The organism is Haloarcula japonica DSM 6131 (genome assembly GCF_000336635.1).
GTDB classification, from domain to species: Archaea; Halobacteriota; Halobacteria; order Halobacteriales; family Haloarculaceae; genus Haloarcula; species Haloarcula japonica.
The window spans coordinates 53709-74632 of sequence record NZ_AOLY01000046.1 but is presented as its reverse complement, the minus strand read 5'-3'; the positions used below and the strand labels follow the sequence as shown (position 1 = coordinate 74632).

15 protein-coding genes and 1 pseudogene are annotated in these 20924 nt (G+C 54.2%); 9 read left to right on the top strand and 7 right to left on the bottom strand.

Annotated elements, in window-relative coordinates; genetic code table 11:
• Together rdfA and C444_RS20545 are read left to right on the top strand one after the other, a co-directional pair.
• On the top strand, positions 1–775 hold a 775-nt coding region (gene rdfA / locus C444_RS20550; protein ID WP_204365971.1), incomplete at its 5' end, for a rod-determining factor RdfA.
• Positions 776–868: 93 nt separating this feature from the next.
• Positions 869–2815 carry an archaea-specific SMC-related protein gene (locus C444_RS20545; protein ID WP_004595050.1) on the top strand — a complete coding sequence of 649 codons (1947 nt, stop codon included), beginning with the start codon at positions 869–871 and terminating at the stop codon, positions 2813–2815.
• A gap of 463 nt (positions 2816–3278) precedes the next feature.
• Here the strand turns inward: C444_RS20545 and C444_RS20540 are convergent, their stop codons facing one another.
• Together C444_RS20540 and C444_RS21575 are read right to left on the bottom strand one after the other, a co-directional pair.
• Complete coding sequence (locus C444_RS20540) at positions 3279–4451, bottom strand: Fic family protein (protein ID WP_004595049.1); 1173 nt, start codon at positions 4449–4451, stop codon at positions 3279–3281.
• A gap of 182 nt (positions 4452–4633) precedes the next feature.
• Entirely contained in the window at positions 4634–5926 is a 1293-nt protein-coding gene (locus C444_RS21575; protein WP_080509742.1) for an amidohydrolase, read from the bottom strand.
• Between the two features lie 114 nt (positions 5927–6040).
• Between C444_RS21575 and C444_RS20530 the strand changes: the two genes are divergently transcribed.
• Positions 6041–7714, top strand: coding sequence for a transposase (locus C444_RS20530; protein WP_049909690.1), 1674 nt, complete (start codon positions 6041–6043; stop codon positions 7712–7714).
• A gap of 311 nt (positions 7715–8025) precedes the next feature.
• Positions 8026–8217, top strand: coding sequence for a hypothetical protein (locus tag C444_RS23190; RefSeq protein WP_004595046.1), 192 nt, complete (start codon positions 8026–8028; stop codon positions 8215–8217).
• Positions 8218–8370: 153 nt separating this feature from the next.
• Here the strand turns inward: C444_RS23190 and thiM are convergent, their stop codons facing one another.
• Together thiM and C444_RS21940 are read right to left on the bottom strand one after the other, a co-directional pair.
• Positions 8371–9198: a hydroxyethylthiazole kinase gene (thiM, locus tag C444_RS20520; RefSeq protein ID WP_004595045.1), complete on the bottom strand. Its 828-nt coding sequence runs from the start codon at positions 9196–9198 to the stop codon at positions 8371–8373.
• A gap of 27 nt (positions 9199–9225) precedes the next feature.
• Complete coding sequence (locus C444_RS21940; protein WP_152420846.1) at positions 9226–9639, bottom strand: hypothetical protein; 414 nt, start codon at positions 9637–9639, stop codon at positions 9226–9228.
• Between the two features lie 931 nt (positions 9640–10570).
• On the opposite strand from C444_RS21940, the pseudogene C444_RS20510 reads away from it, so the two are divergent.
• Positions 10571–11538: pseudogene (locus tag C444_RS20510) on the top strand (tyrosine-type recombinase/integrase).
• A 150-nt stretch (positions 11539–11688) separates the two neighbouring features.
• Here C444_RS20510 and C444_RS20505 read toward each other — a convergent pair.
• The gene (locus C444_RS20505; RefSeq protein ID WP_004595042.1) at positions 11689–12534 is read right to left on the bottom strand and encodes a hypothetical protein; all 846 of its coding nucleotides are present in this window, start codon (positions 12532–12534) and stop codon (positions 11689–11691) included.
• Between the two features lie 195 nt (positions 12535–12729).
• On the opposite strand from C444_RS20505, the gene C444_RS20500 reads away from it, so the two are divergent.
• The 4 genes from C444_RS20500 to C444_RS20485 all read left to right on the top strand — a co-directional run bounded on the left by C444_RS20500 (position 12730) and on the right by C444_RS20485 (position 19035).
• Complete coding sequence (locus C444_RS20500; RefSeq protein WP_161607615.1) at positions 12730–17340, top strand: VWA domain-containing protein; 4611 nt, start codon at positions 12730–12732, stop codon at positions 17338–17340.
• Positions 17337–17849 carry a hypothetical protein gene (locus C444_RS22855; protein ID WP_239641355.1) on the top strand — a complete coding sequence of 171 codons (513 nt, stop codon included), beginning with the start codon at positions 17337–17339 and terminating at the stop codon, positions 17847–17849. The genes C444_RS20500 and C444_RS22855 overlap by 4 nt, the downstream gene beginning before the upstream one ends.
• A 185-nt stretch (positions 17850–18034) precedes the next feature.
• On the top strand, positions 18035–18496 hold the full coding sequence (locus C444_RS20490; protein ID WP_004595039.1) for an Imm49 family immunity protein: 462 nt from the start codon (positions 18035–18037) through the stop codon (positions 18494–18496).
• Positions 18497–18501: 5 nt separating this feature from the next.
• Positions 18502–19035, top strand: coding sequence for a hypothetical protein (locus C444_RS20485; RefSeq protein WP_004595038.1), 534 nt, complete (start codon positions 18502–18504; stop codon positions 19033–19035).
• Between the two features lie 553 nt (positions 19036–19588).
• Here the strand turns inward: C444_RS20485 and C444_RS20475 are convergent.
• Positions 19589–19846, bottom strand: coding sequence for a DUF7389 domain-containing protein (locus tag C444_RS20475; RefSeq protein WP_004595036.1), 258 nt, complete (start codon positions 19844–19846; stop codon positions 19589–19591).
• A 63-nt stretch (positions 19847–19909) separates the two neighbouring features.
• Positions 19910–20734, bottom strand: coding sequence for an N-6 DNA methylase (locus tag C444_RS20470; protein WP_004595035.1), 825 nt, complete (start codon positions 20732–20734; stop codon positions 19910–19912).
• Between the last annotated feature and the right edge of the window lie 190 nt (positions 20735–20924).

Below are 20924 nucleotides of genomic sequence, written 5' to 3'. Positions count from 1 at the left end.
GTCGAGACTACCGCTGAGGCCGGCGTTTTTGGGCATAGACACTTCAAAACCGCCGTGCCTCACTCTTCAATCCTTATCTGAACACTACGATCTTGAGGGAGGAAAGACATTTTTGTCTCAGCACCCTCTCGGACATATGACCTCCGCAGACGACGACCAGAGTTCTTCGAGAGGACGCTCAAGCAAGGTCGCACGACTCATTGAGCAGTATGGATTACAGGGAATCGGTCCGCAACTTGAAGAATTATGGACAACTGATGACCCGGACCGTCGCCGAAGCCTCCGTTCCCTCGCGGAGTTTTTCAATCGACAGCTCCTGAAACAGGAACTGGAGCAAGCCGATATGCAAACGCTGGATGGGGAGGTAGAGAACACGTTCCGACTGTTGACGGACGATTCTGTTAGCCAAGCAAATCAGACGCGAGTGCGACGTCAACTGGAACGGGAGGGAATTGATGTCGACCAACTCAAAGACGATTTCGTGTCATACCAATCGATGCGAACCTATCTTACGAAGTATCGGGACGCGACTTACGATAACGACGCCGACCCCGTCGCATCAACGAAGAGGATGGTACAGCGGCTGCAGAGTCGTGTTTCGAACGTAATCGAGACCAAGATCGCTGCGTTGAAAAAGTCCGGTGCCATGTCCCTGGACGAGTTTCAGGTCATCGTTGACGTCCGAGTTATATGTGAGCGCTGTGGAACACAAAAGGACGTCATATCCCTTCTCGATGATAGGAAGTGTGACTGCACTCAACTTGGAGACGAATGATCCTGAGCACGGCTTCGGTTATTCGCTCTATTGAGTAGGCAGAGACAGCGGTAGTTCGATAAATCTTATAATATCGGGGCGGAATAGCGCTGTATGAGCACCGAACAGACGGGACAAAAAGCCGAAATATCCGTTGAAAACATCGGGGGGATCGAACGGGCAACTGTCGCGTTCGAACCAGGCGTGACGCTCTTAGTCGGGAACAACGCCACTAATCGGACTTCTCTCTTGAGTTCAGTGATGGCTGTAATCGGGAGCGACGATGCCGCGGTCAAAGGCGACGCCGACGAGGGCTACGCCGAACTGACTATCAACGGCGAGACGTATACACGGACGCTCAAACGGGATGGAACGACGGTCGTCACAAGTGGCGAACCGTATTTAGAAGACACGACAGTCGCGGATCTGTTTGCGTTCCTGTTGGAGAACAACGAGGCGAGACAGGCCATCGCCCAGAACGATGACCTCCGAGAGATCATTATGCGGCCGGTCGATACCGATGAGATTCAGAACGAACTCGATCAGCTCAAACAACAACAGGACGACTTGGAGCAAGAACTGGAAGAGATTGATTCGTTGAAAGGGCGACTCCCGTCACTGGAAGAAAAGCGTTCGGATCTACAGGAGGAGATCGACGAAAAGCGGACAGAGCTAGAAGAACTGGAGGCGGAACTCAGAGAGAAAGACACCGACGTACAACAGCGTCAGCAAGAGAAAGACGAACTCGAGGAAAAACTCAATAAGTTGCAACAGAAACGTGGAGAGCTCGAGGACGTCCGTTACGACATAGAGACTGAACAGGACAGTCTGTCGGAACTAAAGTCTGAATATCACGACGTGGAGCAGGAACTGTCGGAGCTGTCCGATGTCCCAGCCGGCGAACTCGGCGACATCGAGTCTGAGCTTGACCAACTCCGGACACGAAAACAGGAGGTCAAAGCGAAGCTCAGTGAACTCCAAAGTATCATCCAGTTTAACGAAGATATGCTGGAGGAGGACGGTGTCATCTCGACAGTCGAACTCGATGGGATCAACGACGACTCGCTTACAGACCAACTTCTTCCGGACAAGACGATCCAGTGCTGGACGTGTGGGAGCACAGTCGAGCGCGAACAAATCAGCGCGACCATTGATCAGCTGCAAACGGTACGGCAGCAGAAGTTCCAAGAGGTACAGGACATCGAGTCGGATATCGAATCATTCAGAGAACAAAAGCAAGAACTGGAACAACAGAAGCGTCGGCGTGAAAAGCTCGATATGCGACTCCAGCGGGTCGAACAGAATATCGACGAGAGCAAAGACCGGATTACGGAGTTGCAACAGCGCAGGGACAGGCTCACCGATGCAATCGAAACCATCGAGGACGAGATCAACGAGCAGGAGGACGAAGAACGAAATGAAGTACTGTCTCTCCACAAGCAGGCGAACCAGCTGGAGTACAACCTAGGTCAGTTAGAGAACGAGCGTGAACGGATAGAAGAAGAAATAGCTGATATTGAGCAGCGAATTGACGATGAAGACGAAATCAAGGCCGAGATCGAGGAAAACAAAAAAGAAATAGCGGATCTCCGGACGAAAATCGAGCGAATCGAGCAAGATGCCGTTGAGGAATTCAATCGGCACATGGACGCGATTCTTGATCGACTCACATACGACAACATCGACCGGATATGGCTTGAACAGCGTGAGACCGAGGTGCGAGAAGGTCGCCGGAAGGTCTCAAAATCAGTGTTTGAGTTACACGTCGTTCGAAACACACCTGATGGCGTGGCCTACGAAGATACCGTCGACCACCTCAGTGAGAGTGAACGCGAAGTTACCGGCCTCATTTTTGCGCTGGCCGGATATCTGACCCACGCTGTCTACGAGACAGTCCCGTTCATGCTTCTGGACTCACTCGAAGCAATTGACGCAGAGCGAATTGCTAGACTAATCGAGTACTTTCAAAGCTACAGTCAGTACCTCTTGGTCGCGCTTCTTCCCGAAGATGCGAACGCGTTGGACGACGAGTACACGCGCGTGACAGAAATTGAGGGCTAATCCCTTCAACAGTGGTAACAGGAAGAATATCTCCGAGACTTATCGACTGAAGGGCCGTGGTGAATCGCCAGACATAGCTTGATTTCATTGTTTCAACGACAGCTTGATATTGTGAACGACACACATCAAAACGAGTTCACGAAACTCACCGATGGTGACGGCAGATAACACGCCAACGTTGTTGAAGAAGGAAACCGGAATCGGTTAGTGAGGTTCTCCATCCCTGATAGCCGGTGTCTGAGTGGGTACACTCTTGGAAGTCTTCGGAAATCGGCGATATAGTCAGCAGTACGATAGGAACGAGTGATTGAGTGCTAATCTGGCGCGATCTCCGCTTGACGATTCGTCCAAATACACGCATTGCAGCGCTGCTAAACCCGCTGTAGTCTCAACTTCCAATATGAACAGAAGTTGAGATCGGCGCTCTCAATGCATACGCCTCAAGCCCCGTCTGCTCAGTACGTCAGAGTTGGGCGATCGGCTTATTGATTATCTTGAAGACTTCGTTCGCCCGGTAGAACCGATTGCGCTCTTTTCCGGTCAGCTCTTCGAGTATCTCGTCATCTTCAAGCTGTCCGATCAGTCGGTTGGCCGTACTGTACTCGACATCCAACCACTCGGCGGCCGTATTCACGTCGAGATACGGATCTTCGAAGAGCCGCATCACCAGTTCAAGGATGTTCTCAGACCGTTCGTTCTGGTAGCGCTGTTGATAGTCCTCACGAAGGTCGACTAGCAGGTTTGCCCGTTGGTGGGCCTCGTCTGCTTGCGACTGCACTCCACGCAGGAAAAACAGGAGCCACTCTTCCCATTCACCGTGCTGACTAACTGCCAGAAGATGGTCGACGTATGCTGACCGTCGTGCGTTGAAATACGAACTCAAGTAGAGATATGGCTCGGGCAAGAGACCGTCACGTTGCAGGAGGAGACTGACTAGTAACCGCCCCAGCCGTCCGTTCCCATCAAGAAACGGGTGAATCGTCTCGAACTGATAGTGAATTAATCCTGTCCGGAGGAGCGGATGGAGGTCAGTATCTCGGTTCGCGTACGCAAGCAGATCTTCGAGCAGGTCGGGAATCTCGTTCGGTAGTGGCGGAACGTACCTAGCATCCTGGATGTATGGCGTACTACCGATGAAGTTCTGAGTCGTACGGAGTTTTCCTGGATTGGCCTCGTCTCCACGGACACCTGAAAGTAACCGGTCGTGCATTTCACACAGCAACTCGGTGGTGATTGGATCGCCAGCTGTGATCGCATCCAATCCGTGCGTCAGTGCGTGCAGATAGTTTACGACTTCTTGAGTGCCTTGCCGTCTGTCTTCGTCGATGAGGGCTTCCTGTCCAGCCTCATAGGCGTAGATATCCGAGAGTGTGGCATGTGTTCCTTCGATTTGGGAGGATTCCAGCGCTTCTTTTCGAATGAACGGTTCGATCAGGATCTCTCTTGAGCCGACACGTGGGCCGATACCGTGGAGTCGCCCAAGTGCTTGTGTCGCCTCGGCCAGCGGTGTAATGAGCTGTTCAGTGTCGGTTGAAGGGGGAAGCGGATCAGGTCGGAAGGCCGAATATGTCCCCTTTGGTGTCGTCGTGGGAATGATCTCACCTGGGGTCGTCTCGTCGAAGTCATCTCGCTCCATCAGTGGTATCTCTACAAATATGCCGAGTCCTATTGGTATTTACGGCACTAAATCAAAATAGTAATAGAGCTGATTGCACCGTTACAACTACTCGGAATCTCTGGAGACTGTTTTGATACATATCTTCCTTTACTCTGGTTTTGTGAGTGAAACACCTGGTCAGTAAGCATGCGTACTGAACATCAGCTTGAAACGCGAGAGACTAATGAACTGGCAGTCTGTTGTGCTTGTTCTACAATCGATTCCTCTTCAAGAGTTAGCACTTCCCGGTCACGCATGAGGATTTGTCCATCACAGACCGTATGCTTCACGTCGCTTCCAGCTGCTGAGTAAGCTAGATGGCTTACCAAATCATTTCGGGGTGTCAAGTGTGGCTTCTCAAGATCAATGACGGCCAAATCAGCTGGTTCTTTTTCTTCAATCACTCCTGAATGAAAGCCCAGCGCGGAAGCACTCCCCTGAGTCATCATTTGAATCACCGTCTCTGCGGGAACTGCACTCGCGTCATTAGCAGCAATTTTACCGAGCATTGCAGCATCACGACCCTCGTCTAATAACGATAGGTCATTGTTTGTAGCTGCACCATCTGTCCCAAGACCGACCGTCACTCCTGCATCTCTCATACGTTGGATCGGAGCCATACCGCTGGCCAACTTCATATTAGAAGCCGGACAATGGATCACGCTTGTTCCTGCCTCAGCTATGAGGTTGATCTCTTGTTCATCAACATGAACTCCATGGGCGACGAAATCTTGTGGTTCCAATATCCCGTGATTTGCGGCATAATCGAGTGGGCGAATACCATGGTCATTTACTATCGGTCTGACTTCGTTCAAAGTCTCATTAGCATGATAGTGAATTGGAATACCTGCTTCACGGACCCGAGGGACGAACTCCTCAAGGTATTCATTTCCCACAGTAACTAAAGAATGTGGCATAAACGCAGTTGAGATTCGCCCTTCTGCCGCACCATCATACTTTTGTGCGAACTCAAGGCTTTTCTCGACATCTGCTAATGCTTTATCAGCGTCCTTCCCAGCCGTTACAATTCCGTGACCGAGTAGGGCTCGTACTCCAGCTTGATCGACCGCATCAACGATTTCGGGCACATGGAAGTACATATCCGCAAAACCCGTTGTTCCAGACTTGATCATTTCTAACAAGCCGAGTTTTGCTCCGGTATGAACATCGTCTGCGGTCATTGTGCTTTCAGCTGGCCAAATATCCTCTTCAAGCCAGCGATCCAGTGGCTTATCATCTGCATACCCTCGAAGCAATACCATTGGAATATGGGAATGGCCGTTAACAAAACCAGGAGTCACAAGCGAGTTTGAGGCCTGGAGAGTGTTCTCTGCTGTAAGATCAGAGCCAATCTTCTCAATTAAACCGCTATCTTGATCAATCAGCACATCTGCTTGAGAGACCGTCATATCGGGACGCAGAACTCGTCCCCCTGCAATTAGAAGTGATGTCATTAGATAGGATGAATATTCGAGGACTATCACAGTTTTGCTTTTTGTGTGCTCAAAGAAGTCCTTGTACTGATCAGTTAGACGAATTTTTGGGCAAGTCGTGACTAGCATCTTGTAGTGGTTGCAAGTCGTGATTCTCGACGCGCTGTCTTTCGACGAATCGCACGGCAGCCATACGCTGAATGGCCAGCATATGGTTCGACACCACTCTACGACCGGAGTTCTCCCGGCGGCCTGGAAGAAGACATCCGGACTGTTGCCTCCACATGGTTCGACCACGAGGCCCACAATTCCGTCGACGAGTTTACGTCCCATTTCCCAGTAGCGTATTTTCAGTTTCAACCACACGACCAGTATTCTGGAGCCACTCAGTACGGAATGGACCAACTGTTCCGCGTGTTCTTGCTCAAAGAAATTCACGGCTGGACCCACGAGACGGAACTTGTCACCTACCTCAGCACCCACCCTGACCTCCGTGAGCAGCTAAGCATAGAGACAGTCCCGGACCAGTCGACGCTGTGGCGTACATGGAACGAACGCTTCACTGCAGAGCTTCGTGAGACGATTGAGACAACTGCGCGGACGGTTCTAATCAAAGCCCAGGACACAGGTGTTGCTGTTCCGCAAGAACCAGAACGACGCCTTCCATTTCAGCGTGACCAGGAAGAATCAGACACTAGTGACCAAGCTGTCCTTGACGAAGCAACATCGATTACAGACCACGTCAGCCGTGTCGTCCTCCCAGCCTTCTCGTTAGAACGTGGCGATGGTTGTGAAATCCATGAGAACGCATATTGGGACTTACAAACGCATCTCGGGCTTCGTGATGGGCTGGCTGCCAACGAAGGAGCCCGCAGCTTCGTCTATGAGACGACCCGGGATCGGACTCCGTTGGGCCACTCCCATCGCGATCAGATTCGCGATCTCTCTATCGAGCAGATTCGGGAGATGTACCGGCGAGCCGTGAATCGATTACTGGATGAAGTCGCAGAGACGGAGGAGTTCTTCCGAGCTGGGATTGTCGCTATCGATATTACGGAAGCCGACCCGTTTACTGGGGATCGGACTGGTCACGAGGACGAAATTATCGGGACAAAGGAGAACACCGATGAATACGCTTATCAGTGGGCGACGGTCCAGTTAGTCGGCAACGCCGTTCCAATCGTGTTAGACGCACGGCCGGTGGAAAAAGGGGACACGCGTAAGGAGATCGTCAAGGACCTACTTGATTCTGCCGAGGAACTGGTCCATGTCGATAACGTACTGATGGATCGGGAATTCGACAGCCAGCACGTTTTGGAGATAATCAGCCAGCGCGGCCTCTCCTATGTCGTCCCAAAACGAATGCAAACCAGCGAGAAAGCCCAAGCAAAGCGACTCTTGCAGCGAGGCCAGAATCGGTATGAGACCGATAGAAAACTGCATCTCGGGAAGAACGAGTGGCACGAGACGACACTGATCTATCGGCGAAAGGAGGACTCTGAGCATGATGATTCCCGGCAGTACTCGGTATTCATGACAAATACCAGTAGCGCCTATCTGACCGAGTACGGGTATCGGTGGGAGATCGAGAGCGGCTACAAATCGATCAAGCGATTCATGGCTGCGACGACGTCGAAGGATTTTCGACTCCGATTCTTCTATTTCGCGTTTGCGTGTCTGCTGTACTCGATTTGGCGAGCAGTGGATCTGCTCGTACAGGTCGAATTGACCGGGGAATATGAACACTCACCGATGGTGACGGCAGATAACACGCTAACGTTGTTGAAGAAGGAGACTGGAATCGGGTAGAGAGGGACTCAATCAGGGGGTAACGCGGTGTCTGAGTGGCTACACTCTTGAGAGTCTTCGAAATTCGGCAATATAGTTAGTAGTACAACAGGAACCAGTGAATGAGAGCTAATCTGAATCTGTCCTCGGTCACTTAATCGTCCAAATACATACATTACAGCCTCGCTAAACCCGCTGTAGTCTCAACTTCCAGATATACCGTTTCTAAGCCAGTTAGTCCCTGTACGGCCGATATTCTGGTTTGTGGATTAGGTTTGTATTATTGCAGTAAGCACCACCATTTTTACCCAAATCGCCGCTGTATGGGAAGCATGGATCGGCTTCCGCCTGAGTACGACGCTACTCCCGGGGATGACGCCCTCGAAGCAGCAATCGAGAAACGGCTGGTCGATATCGACTCTGGACGCTACCGAACAAACGTCGCCAGTGTGCTGCGGAAGTTCGCCGCGTGGGCATGGTTCAGCATGGCATCACTGACCGAGGACATCGACGACGATCTCTGAGCAGTACGCCCATGAACTGTCCCAGGCTGCCGATCAAGGCGATATCTCGGCGGAGACAGCGCGTCGGCACTTCCGTACGTCCGATCTTCCACACCTGGGCCGCCTACGTAGGGCTGATACCAACGAACCCAGGAGTGACAAGCGAACCCATACTCATGCCTCAGTAGTCGAGAGCACTTCCTTGATTCGGCTCCTAGCGTCGTCAGTGTCGACGGTGAGACCAGCGATGGCGTCTTTGAATGAGACGTTGAAACTCGCTGGTCCATGGACCTTACCGAAGTCGCCGTTTGCGGCGGCTTCCCCAGCCAAACTGAATGCGGCGGTTCCGGCCAGTGCGGCGTGTGCGGTGTCGTCAATAGCCCCTGCAAACGTTGCGACTGTCGCTCCGAGCATACACCCTGTGCCGACGATAGTTCCCATCTTGGAGTGGCCGGCGCTAACTTCGTAGGCGACGTCCTCAGTCGCGACGATGTCTGTCTTGCCGGAGGCGACGACAACAGTGTTGAACGTTTGTGCAACGGCGACGGCCGTCGTCGCGATATCGGAGTATTCGCCGATAGACTCAACGCCCCGGACCTCAGCCTCATCGCCGACTAAGGCTGTGATCTCGCCGTAGTTGCCCTTGACTACCGCGGCATTGAGTTCTGTGACGAGACGCTCAGCGACTCGGTTCCGTGTCGGCGTCGCACCGACACCGACAGGATCGACGACAACCGGGACGCCATGGTCGTTGGCAGACTCGCCGGCTTCAAGCATTGTCGCCTCGCCTGTCTCGCTGACAGTACCCATGTTCAACAGGCAGGCCTGAGCACCAGCAACCATGTCCCCGACCTCTCGCTCGTCGTCCGACATCACTGGCAGGCCACCCCAGTGAAGGATAGTCTGTGCCACGTCGTTGACGGTGACATCGTTCGTGACGGCGTTGACCAACGGCGATTCTTCAGCGACCGTTTCCAGATCAGCGTCAAGTTCGACTGGCATACATTCGTAGAAACGGATGGTGCTACCTCATTCTTCGGTTGTACCGCAAGGTAATTGCCAGCCAACCACAGTATGGAGAACTCCTTGTGCTACTTTACTACAGTAGAGCCTGCTCGCAGGAACAGACTCCCCTGCCTCGTGACGGAAGCTAACGGTCTCTGTATCTGGGTCATGCGTCCCGCTCCACGTTACTTGCGGAAGCTCATATTCAGGGGCAAGCTCTGCTGTCGAATCGAGCGGGCTTTTCGCTTCGAGTGTCGCAAGGTTCTCGTCTATCTGTACATCGATTGTCGTGGGATTCTCAGTGAACAGTGACGAAAAGGTCTTTTCCTCAAGTGCCCCCTTGAGCTCCCGCTCTGTTGGTACGAAGTCTGATTTATACTGGTAGTGGATTACGTGATAGGCTGTATTAGCGTCGAATCTGTACGCATCTGCGACCATGCCCTTTTCATTTGTCGGGTCGCGGCTACTGTGGCAATCCCAACAAAAGGATTCCCACCGGCCGCCGTCGTAAGCTGATTGAGTCCGGGATTTTCCTCGTGATATCGAGGTCGTTTACCCGCATTAGCGTCGATAAGTACCTCTATATGTGGTCTGTCGTGTCTCTGTTCGCTCGTCCACACGATGGCACCGTCGCCGATAGCAACACGGCGTGGGATATCCATCCGGTCAAACACCCTGTAGTCTCGATACTCACCGGCGCGCTCGTAGCCGCTGTCGATGACAGTTTGTATAACGATCTTTCGGTCAAACGCTGCCTCAATCACGGTTCCGAAAGCGGAATCAATGATTCGATCGTAATTCTCGAATCCGATGCCGAAGTAGTCTACATGACACTTTTGTCTCGCTTGTGCTGAAATAAACGCCTCTTGGGCGCCGGGCCGGGGGCTGGCTGGTTGCATGGCGATAAACGCGTACTGATCTACTGGTGGATCGAGACTCCCCGGTGCGGGAAGCCATGTTCGGTATGTTGGATCTCCTGCAGAGGGGACGTCGACGCGACCATATGACCGACCATCTCCCAAAGGTGGAAGGCTGGACAAACATCCAGAGGTCAGCGCGGACAGCGACGTTATGACTGCTACGCCGCCCATGGAAAGCACCTGACGGCGTGTTCTCTCGTCGGAGGAGCGATGTCGGTTGGGGGACATGCTGCAGTCGGACTTTCTCCCTCAGAAGTATATAGGCCAACTCTGGGTCACGCTCAAGTGCAGATCACCACTGGGTCTTATATTTGATGAGACAAGCGCGGCGGTCCACTCAACGCCTCAACACCCCAAGCCAAGCAGGACTGTTCGTCCAGCGAGTATGTCCGTCTTTCTTGCCCAGTAAGCACCACCAATTTGACCAGCACCGCCGCTGTATGGGAAGCATGGATCGGCTTCCGCCTGAGTACGACGCTACTACCAGGGATGACGCCCTCGAAGCAGCCATTGAGAAACGGCTGGTCGATATCGACTCCGGGCGCTACCGAACGAACGTCGCCAGCGTGCTGCGGAAGTTCGCGGCATGGAGCCGGGACCAGCATGGTATCACCAACCCCAAGGACATTGACGATGATCTCTGCCGGCAGTACGCTCGTGATCTAGCCCGAGCCGACGACCGGGACGATATCTCGCCGGAAACAGCACGGCGGTACTTCGCCTACGTCCGCTCGTTTCTCACCTGGGCCGTCTACGAGGGCCTGATTCCGACGAACCCAGCCAAGACCAACCACGCTGAAGGCCCGCTTCCGACCGACGAGACTGAAACTGACCAACAGTACTGGACGACACGCGACCGCGAAGCCATTTGCGCGACTGCCACTGCCCGCGTCGACGAAGCCGGCGAAAGTGGTGACGTCGACCGCACGGCGGCCTACCGCGACCAGGCACTCGTCTTCTTGCTCGCCTTTTCTGGAGCCCGCAGCGCAGAGCTCGTCGCCGTCTCTGATGATGAAGAACGGAACAGCCTCCGGTGGCGACACGTCGACCTTGACGCCGGTACGATGCAGGTCTTCGGCAAGAATCGCACCCGAGAGTCTGCGCCGATTCTCGACGATGCGCTTCGGCCCCTCCGTCGCTGGAAGCAGTTGCGAGAGCCCGATGAAGACGAAGCTGTATTCCCCAGACTCGACAACGCAGCGAAGCCAATGACCCGACACCGTCGATCACCACCCAGTCAGCGAGGAATATTCTGGCAGGCCTCTGTGAGTGGTCCGACTACGAGTTTGAGGAAGCGCTGAAACCACACGGCGCCCGCAGGGGTCTTGGGCGGGAAGTCTATCGCGAGAATCCACAACTTGCTCAAGATGACCTTCGACACAAGTCCATCGGGACAACGCACGAGGGCTACGCGTAGGAGGCCGCAAAGCGAACGCGTGACGAAGCGAACGATATTATCCGCGGTGAGTAGGTTGCTGACGTCTCTTCAAAAAGGGTAGACAGACGATCACGCCCCAGCTGAGCTGGTCAGCGAGGTAAGAACGCATCGTCTGTTCTGGAATCGCTTCTACAACCGCCGGTAGATGATGAGTCCACCGAGAACAGCCACGAGAATGCTCCCACCGACAAGCAAATTTGTTGGTGAGCTGCCAGACGATTCAACACTGTCTGCCGCTCTGGTCTGAGACGGTGTGTTCGTTACGTCTGGTGTGATTGCGGGCCCACCACTGCTGGTCTGGCTTGGGGTTGCCGTCTCGGTTCGTTGTTCAGTTGTCGCTGTCGTCGTTGTCGGCGTGTCACTAGACGTTGTTTCCGTTACTGTCGGTGCGTCCGTCGGTGTTGCCGTGTCTCCAGAGTCACTGCTACCGGAATCGCTATCATCGTCATCGCTATCGTCATCACCATTACTATCGCCGGAACTGGAAGAGTCTGTGTCGGTTGGTGTCTCCGTCGGTGTCGATGTTGGCGTTGGCGTTGGCGTTTCCGTTGGGGTTGTTGTATTATCTCCGGACTCAACTGTCAGTGTTCCATCGCGTACGCTGGTGACATTGTACGCGTTCCCGAATTCGTCACCGACGGCTGCAACAGTCAGGTCGACATTGCTTGTCCCGACAGCCTCGCCGGTGAGCGTGACCGAGACAACAGATGTCGAGCCACTGTCGGCGGTATCCATGCCAGTCGCCGCAATGCGGACGCTGTTCGCTTCTTGAGAAGTCTGGACTGTTTCTGGATTCCCAGCAACAGTCGTGTTCGAGACTGTTGCAACCGACCCGTTGGTGCTTGTAATATCGATATCTAGCGAGCCGACTCCGTCTGTAGCAGACGTGACCACGATGTCAACAGTGGTTGTGTTTCCAACGGTAACGGTGTCAGTCGATGGCTGGACTACCACACTGGTCGTTCCTGCCCCCATCGCGAGTCCCGCACAGAGGGACAGTGCTATACAAAGGCCAGCTACTGTCGCAAGTTGCTTCATTAAATATATCGCCTAAATGAGTAAGATTAAATATTCCGGTACTAAACCGAACTAACAACAGTACCTCTGGTGGGGGTTTATATGGCAAGTTCAACGAGAAAATTACAGGCGTTGTTTGGTGTATTACTATTAGTGACTGTCGGTCCGGCTTCCGGGATGATGGCCGGGGCCGGGGCTGGCCCGTTACAGACGGCCGGCAATGATGCGTCTCTCACAGGTGCCGGAAACCAGACTGTCACCACGGCCGGTAATGAACCAACACGGACACAACCACAGACACCTACCGCAACGGCTGGGAACCAGGCGACCAGACCACTTTCAACCAGTTGGAATGACTCGACAGAACCGAATGCGAGTGCAATTGAGCAGTTAGCGCCCCGAGAAGACGACTCTCAACCCTACCCACTCGTCGGTGAGCACCAACCTACGGACCCAGATGGTGACGGCCTCTATGAAGATGTCAACGGCGATGGCGCTGTCAATATCGTCGACGTTGACGCACTGTCGCGTCATCTGGGAACCACAGCAGCCGGTGCTAACTGGAGCGCGTATGATTACACGGGTGACAACCGAACCGATGTCGGGGACATCCAGTGGCTCTTCATGGCCACACGCTCGACGGCCTCGAACGACACTGATGGCGATGGACTTCCCGATGCCTACGAGCGCAACGCCACTGAGACTGACCCTGCGATAGCAGACTCCGACGGGGACGCTGTGATTGACGGCGCAGAAGACTGGGACAACGATACGCTACCGGCATCCCAGGAATACCGACTCGGAACTGACCCTCGAAACAACGAGACAGACGGTGACCGGCTTCCTGACGGTATAGAATCACGGCTCCCCGGTGTTGATCCGACCGACCCTGACACAGATGACGACGGCGTACAGGACGGCGCTGCCGATCCAGATACCGACTCACTGAGCACCTACAACGAGACCGTCGCAGGCACCCTCAGTAATAATCCAGATACGGACGGTGATGGCCTGCTTGATGGGACAGAGGTGCACCAGCTTGGAACAGACCCACTCGCCGCTGATACAGATGATGATGGCCTTTCAGACGGCGAAGAGGTGCGTCTCGGAACAGACCCACTCGTTGCCGATAGCAACGACAATGGCGTTAGTGATGGCGAGGAGAACTATACCACGACAGCTACCAACGAGACACTCGGAGTCACACTGAGTCTGACTGGCAACGGTGACATCGGCAATGGGACGACCATCGCTCCCCAAGACGACCCACGGTTCAACACCTCCCGTGTAGCGAATATGAGTGTCTCGCCAGTTGTTGAACTCAACTCCGAACAGGAGTTCTCCTCGGCTAACGTTACGCTGGCATACAACGAGACGGGGGTTCAAAATGAGAGTCAAGAACTCGCCGTGTTCACGTACGATCCTGAGGCGGGGATTTTCGTCCCGCTGAACTCCACCGTCGACGCTGCTAACAACACAGCAACTGCAGAGACAAGCCACTTCTCTACGTTCGCTGTCTTTGACATCAGCAACTGGGCGGCGACGTACAACGCAACCGAGCCAGTCCGACAAACGGACGACGATGGTGTCCAGCCCGTCAATGTCGTCATGCTGTTGGACGCGTCTGGGTCGATGGAAAGCGAAGACCCCAACCGACTAGCGAAGGATGCTGCACAGCGATTCACCGGGAGTCTGTTAGAGACCGACCGTGCAGCCGTCATTGAATTTGACAACTTTGGTCGTGTCAAACAGCCGCTGACGAGTAACCATACAGCGGTCAACCGCTCGATACGGGATGTCGAATACGAGGGTGGCAACGGCGGGACGGACTTCGCATCGATTAGCGCAGCGAACGAACACTTTGCCGAACAGAGTAGTCCGGACCGCGCCAAGATTATAATCTTCCTGACGGACGGGAAATCAAAGTACTCCGACGGCGTGACCGAAGCCAAGCAAGCGGCCGAACAGAATATTACAATCTACCCGATCGGTTTCGGTGGTGCAACGCGAGACCAACTCTCAGCCATCGCAAACGCAACCGGCGGTGAGGTCAACTTCGTCGATAACGCAGGAGGGCTCCCGACGGTGTTCTCTCGTGTTGCGAATACCACAACCGAAATCAACGATACTGATGGCGACGGTCTGAGTGACGAGATGGAACGCAAGGGATTCATACTGGGTGGTCCCAGCGGAGCTCGCGTCACAACGGATCCCACGTCGAACGACACCGACGGCGACGGCCTCTCAGACAGCAGAGAAATCGGCCAGTACGCCGATGTCACGTATCGCGGCAGGACTTCCTCCTATTACAACCACGTCGCCAATCCGCGGCAGGTCGACACCGATAGCGATGGACTCAGCGATGACCGTGAGGTCAGAAACACGACAATTGTCACTTTCGATTCTAAAACTGAGGCAAACGCTTTGCGCGAGGCAATGGTCACAGACAATCAGAGCCTCAATCTCCAAGCGGCAGGGACCGTATTGAATGTCACCTCGTCGGCTCTAAACCCGGACACCGATGGAGATGGAATCTCGGACGCAGAAGAGTGGCGGTACCGAACGAATCCACGGCAAGTAGACACCGACAACGACGGAATCTCGGATACGACCGAAGTGCACGACGACCTGGACCCAACATTATACGATATTCGGGGTCCGGTCATCAAATCCCTCCGTACTGACTCATACAATCCCGGCTGGGCCGGCCCTCACTACGTGCTTGACTTCCGTGTGCGCGACCGAAGCGGGCTCGGCACTGTTCGTATTGCTCAACGCGGAAACGAAAATCTCGACCGAGCAAACTTCACCGGACACACGCAATATCACTACAGTCAGGACCTAACTGGAAATGCGCTCCAGAGCGCGGGAACCTTTGCAGGTGGGACTGAGGTATACATCTATGCCTACGATAGCCACGGCAACAAGCGGTACGTCCGCGCGCTGACGCGGTCGAACAATATCGTCAACAATCTGCAGGGACATTATGATGCAATCGGACCGGTAGAGGCCAAGACATTCGGGCGTGGGTCCGGTCTAATGCACGGCGCTGGGGAATTTGGATCCACTGTCTCGAATCCAGTGGAGACAGCAGCGGGACTATCTCAGGTTCCGAATGCACTGGCAAATTATGGCCGCACGTATGAGTCAATGGAAACACAATTCAAGAACCGCCAGCGTGTAAACAACCCCTTCCCCCCGAATACACCAGAAAATGAGAGCTTCGCGCGCGGGTACTTCGACGGCTACATGGGATTCCTCGTCATCGAAGAACTCACTGGGACAGCTGCACTAAAAACAGTAAAAGAATCTAGCAGGGTCGCACGTACGATCAATAGAATTGACAATACTCGTTATTTAGGTAAATCCGTCACTGCGGCTCGCAAACTGAAATACGCCAGCGAGCTCCCGGCACGAGGTGTTGGGCGTGTGGCAGCATTTGGCGTTGACCAAGCCAAGCGCCCGTTCGCACGCTACTCACTACGCAATTCCCGGACGGTCGGGAAGGTGGTCCGAACACGGCGTTATGTAGCCGACAAAACGCCGCAGAAGGTCTACGACCTGAACACCAAGCAACGGAAGCTCTCAGCCCGATACTTCCGAGATGCCGACCTTGGCGGTCGCTCCCCGTCGGAACTGGAGACTGCCGGGAAGCTGATGGCTGAAAACAACCCCAAGCAGGTCTCACGGATGTTGCGTCGGATGGACGACGGTCAGCAAGCGGCGTTCCTGAGCGATGACCTCGACGAAGCGACGCGTGCGGATTTATATAAGGCTTGGAAAAACGGCGACAATGTGGGTGCCAGCGATGTTGCAGAAGCCACTAGCACCGATCCGCAGACAGTGCGGCTCATCGCAGATGGCTCCGGTGATGTAGACGACGCATATGATCGGGCAATCATTCGGGCAGCCAACAGCGATAGTATTGATTCCAACAAGCCACTCCACCGAGTTGTCCGGAAAGTCGACGACCTCGACGCTACCAGACAGCGACGGGCCAAGCAACTCATCGCTGAGACTGACGGTGCTGGCATCAAGCTCGTCGACGAACTCGACACTACACAGCTCCGCACGGCCATGGACGCTGTCGACTCGACTGATGGGCTGTCGAGACTCTCGCGCCAATTCGATGCCGGGACAGTCGAAGGTCGGCATATCGATGAGATCACCGACCTGTTGGACAGCGGTGACATGGACGGGGCTGATCTGCGTCGATTCTCCAAGATGCTCCATCAGCGGGGGAGTGATCCGCTAATCGACGATTCGATCGATGCTGATGACCTGTTGGATGTTGCTCAGAAGGGCGAATTGAGTGAGACTCGGCTCGTGACAAAAGACCGCGATGGTGAACCCATACGATTACAGTCCGGTGACACTAATAGTGGCCTGGAACATATCGAGGGCCGTCATGTCAACGGAGATATTGTCCGCCGACAACAAGCCAATGGAAAGGACTCTGGTGCTGCTTCGTTCTTCCCGACTGGCCGAAAGATCGAGGTCGACGGGAAAACGAACAAGTTGCCTGATAAGATGAACGGCAAAGACGTGAAAGAGCTGATATACGAAACGGTCGAAGAGGGGTCAAAAGATGCTGGGCGTGGAGATCGAATACAATATACACTAAAACCATCTGATCATGGACACGATTACGGTATTGAGCGCATGAAAGTGATCGTGAAAGATGATGGGTCGATTCATACCGCTTACCCGAAATCGGGTGGGTCAGTAGAAAAATGGTCTTTCCCTGCTGGTGATTGGGTATGACTAAGGTTTCGTTAGTGTTTGACTTCGACGAACGAGCGCATGATGCCTTTCAACAGGGTAATGTAGATATTTCGGTGGGTGCACGGCTGCAAGTCGATCAGACACATATTCTGGGAAGCTCTGATGCCTATACTAGGGATTTCATTGAACCCTATGTAATCGGCCTCCTCGAAGGCGCATTGGCCGCTCTCAATCAGGAGAGATATGTCTATGACTATTACATCGACGCGATGTATCTCGTGTTCGAACCAGCCGGCGATGGACGGACGAATCTCGCGTTCTGCTACAGCGAAGAGGCCGTCGAAAACCCCGACTACCGCGGGGAACAATCACCGAAACTCCCCGAGCCGGAAGCCGTCGCGCCGACGCAAGCGCTCGCCGAGGCCATTGCTGGCGCGGCCCAGACATATCTTGATACCATCCGTGAGTACGATCCCGATGCTGGTTCTGAGTACGTCGAACCGCTGTTAGATGAGTTGCGTGAGAGACTCGGCGGCACCGAGAAGTAGCTGATCGGTCCCCTCTTTTGACGAATTTCGCGACTGATTGCCCGTCCGCCAGCAGACGACTCAGCAGTTGCGCGAGATGGACTCGGATACCTGGAAGTGAATCAACGTCAACGGCAGGGCTGCACTGCTGCAACTCTCCGAGGCGACTACGACCGTACGAACGTCGCTTCGGGCCTAGAAACGCGGTGTTCTCTCTGATACTGCACTTCGACTCCTACAAACAGCTTGACCGGGCTGTCCGGAAAGTCGACGACCTCGACGGTACTCAGCAACGCCGGGCCAAGCACGCTCGCGACAAATTTGAGCAGGTGTTGGATAACCCAGATGACCACTGGCGTGGAACACGGGATGTCCAGATCGGGCTCATCGAGCGTGACTCGGGCCGAGTTACCAACGGTATCGAACGGATAGTCGCCTACCACAAGGAGCATGTCGAAGATATGCCACGCTGGCGGGAACTGCTTCCACTCTCGGCATCTGTGTACGTCCTTGTGGCACGAGACTACGGGCTAGAAATCGATATCGAGAGCGAGTACCTGCCCGACGCTATCCGACAGTACAGTATCGATGAGCGGATTACCCTTCCCCAGCCCGACTATCTGAAAGACCACCTTCGGGTGCCGGCTGGGTCCATCTCAGCGGAGTAGTATATATGCGCGAGCTCCTCAATGAGGAAACATATATTGTGCGGTTCGAAGGGATATCTGACGGGTACCGGGCAGAATTCAAACATCCGGAAATGTTAGAGAAAAAGAGCGAGGATGTCGCCCCATACGAGTTTTGCGATGTTCACTATACATTGTTACCGATGAAGGGGCGCCATCACAGCGCTCTGTATTCGATCGACCTTCGGTTGAGTGCAGAGCCGACTGACACACCAAATGAAATCGGCGGTACTGTTTCCACCGCCGAACTCCCTGTTGAAATACTTGATCGGGACAAGCATATCAAAGTTCGAGGCCGGGACGATAACGGGCTGCTCCTGGTCAGACACCTCCATTTTTCCTCGTGGTGGGACGGCCACGACGCCTCCGAATACGAGTATCTGACCATCGAACTCGAATATCTTCACCAGACACGGAGCGAACCCGACCCAGACCCTGAATATATCGAGGACTGCCGACAGTCGTTCCAGAAACAGATCGACCGCTTCGACGGGATTGCTGTCGACGATACTGCGTTCTAGCGGCCATCGAACTCTAAGCGGACGAACTAATCGATTGAAATTGGTGATTGCTTCGTGCTTTTCGATGCGTTGGTAATGTGTTAGCCACGAACGACGAGAGATCAGAGGCAGTTATCATATTATTCGGTAGGTTGAGGATGGACTCTTTACCGAGTCGCGCGGACTCGAGAGGACCGACCGACCATCTACGCACAGAAACAGTACCTCAAGGTGGCGGTCTGGGTACCACTCCTTCGATTCTCCGCTGAGTTTCCTGATACCGGAGATCTGCAGGCCATTGACGAAACTGGCTTCGACCGCCAATTGGCCAGTCACCACTACGCAAAACGGACAGATTACGCTTTCAGATCGGTCAAGCTGACAGAGTTGGTAGGCTTCGACACCAGCACTGTCTGGGATATTCACCGTTCGATGCAGCAGCCTCACGACGTCTAAATCAGACAGCAAGCACTCGCTTGGAATCTTAACCGATTACAGGCCGTTACCGCTGGTAAAGGATGTCACTGGCAACATGAGCGGGTTGTTGCTCCACATCTGAACAAGGCCGAGAATCCTACTCGTCGGCCTCCTCGTCGTCTTCTTCGGGCTGAATATCCCGAAGCCGACCACCGATCTCCTGCTCGTACTCTTCTAAGAGTTCATAGAATTCTGCAATCGTCTCCTCGGCTGTCTCACCTTTCGCTTCAATCGTCATTCTGTCTTCGTCCCGTGTTTCGGTTCCTCGTTTCAGCCGGGCCTCCATACTACAGCCGACATCTGTTCGTGTGACCTTTTCAACTGAGTCTGGATCTTCGTCAGATTCGTTTGACATGGTTCTTTTCAGGACGCTCTCACTGGAACGCCCCTCACCCGACTGGGGGACACAAAACAGCCGCTAATCGCTGCTCTTGAACGCATCCAGACCGGCCTGCTCGCTCGGGACGGATGTTGCAACTGGAGCTGTTCGATCCTTCGAGCCCGCATCCCTCTGTTGCTCTGGACTGGGATCGTTGCTGTCCTCAACCGTATTCTCGAAGGCGTCGGTCACCCACTCACGAAGTTCAGAGACTTCCTCGTCGTCTAGCTCGCGAACGCTGCCACCCAACGAAGAGTACGAGGTCTGCCACGCTCGTTGAAACTCGACGGTCAGCGAGTCGCCCTGGATGATATAGGCGTCCAGATTCAGGAAACAGCAATTCAGTGCTGTCATCCGGGCACACAGCGGGTCCTTGTCCTGCCCGAAAAGTAGCGCGTCTGGCTGCTTTCGGCCGGCGACCAATAGCATCCGACCGCTCCCACAGGCCGGATCGAGAACTGTCTGCCGGTCATCGGTATCACCTTCATCTACAACGCCGGCGATTTCAGCCGTCATCTCGCAGACATTGTGTGGCGTGAAGTGCTGGCCGAAGGCGTCGCTTGACATGCCATACTCCTCGTAGACAGCGCCCAGAACGTCCGCGTCGGTGGCTGCCATTCGCTCTTGGAGCTGACCGAACGCTTTCGAGAAGAGGTCGACAGACCGTTGTCCCTCGGGATGGTCCATATCGCCGCGCTCGCGGTAGTCGTCGACGATCTCCAGATATGGGTCGTCCCGGCGCTGCAGTGCGAACAGCATGAGATTAACCCAATCTCGGAAGACCGTGTGGGCGCTATGCCTGCGCTGGCGGATTCGTTCAAGCGTTTCAACAATCTCGTCGACGTCGATCTGTGGCGAAGCCATGCTCTCTCAGCCCAGAGAGAGGCACAAAATCTGGCCTGCCGGTTAGCGTCACTACAGTAGCTCTACTCGCTGAGTGATCTGGTCAATGCAGGTGGTGCAGTGAGTATCCACACGAGCGGAGTGAGTGCGGTATCCTGAACGCGAGCGAATCAAACACACACCCGAGGCAGGAAAAGGTCGGTTCGCAGAC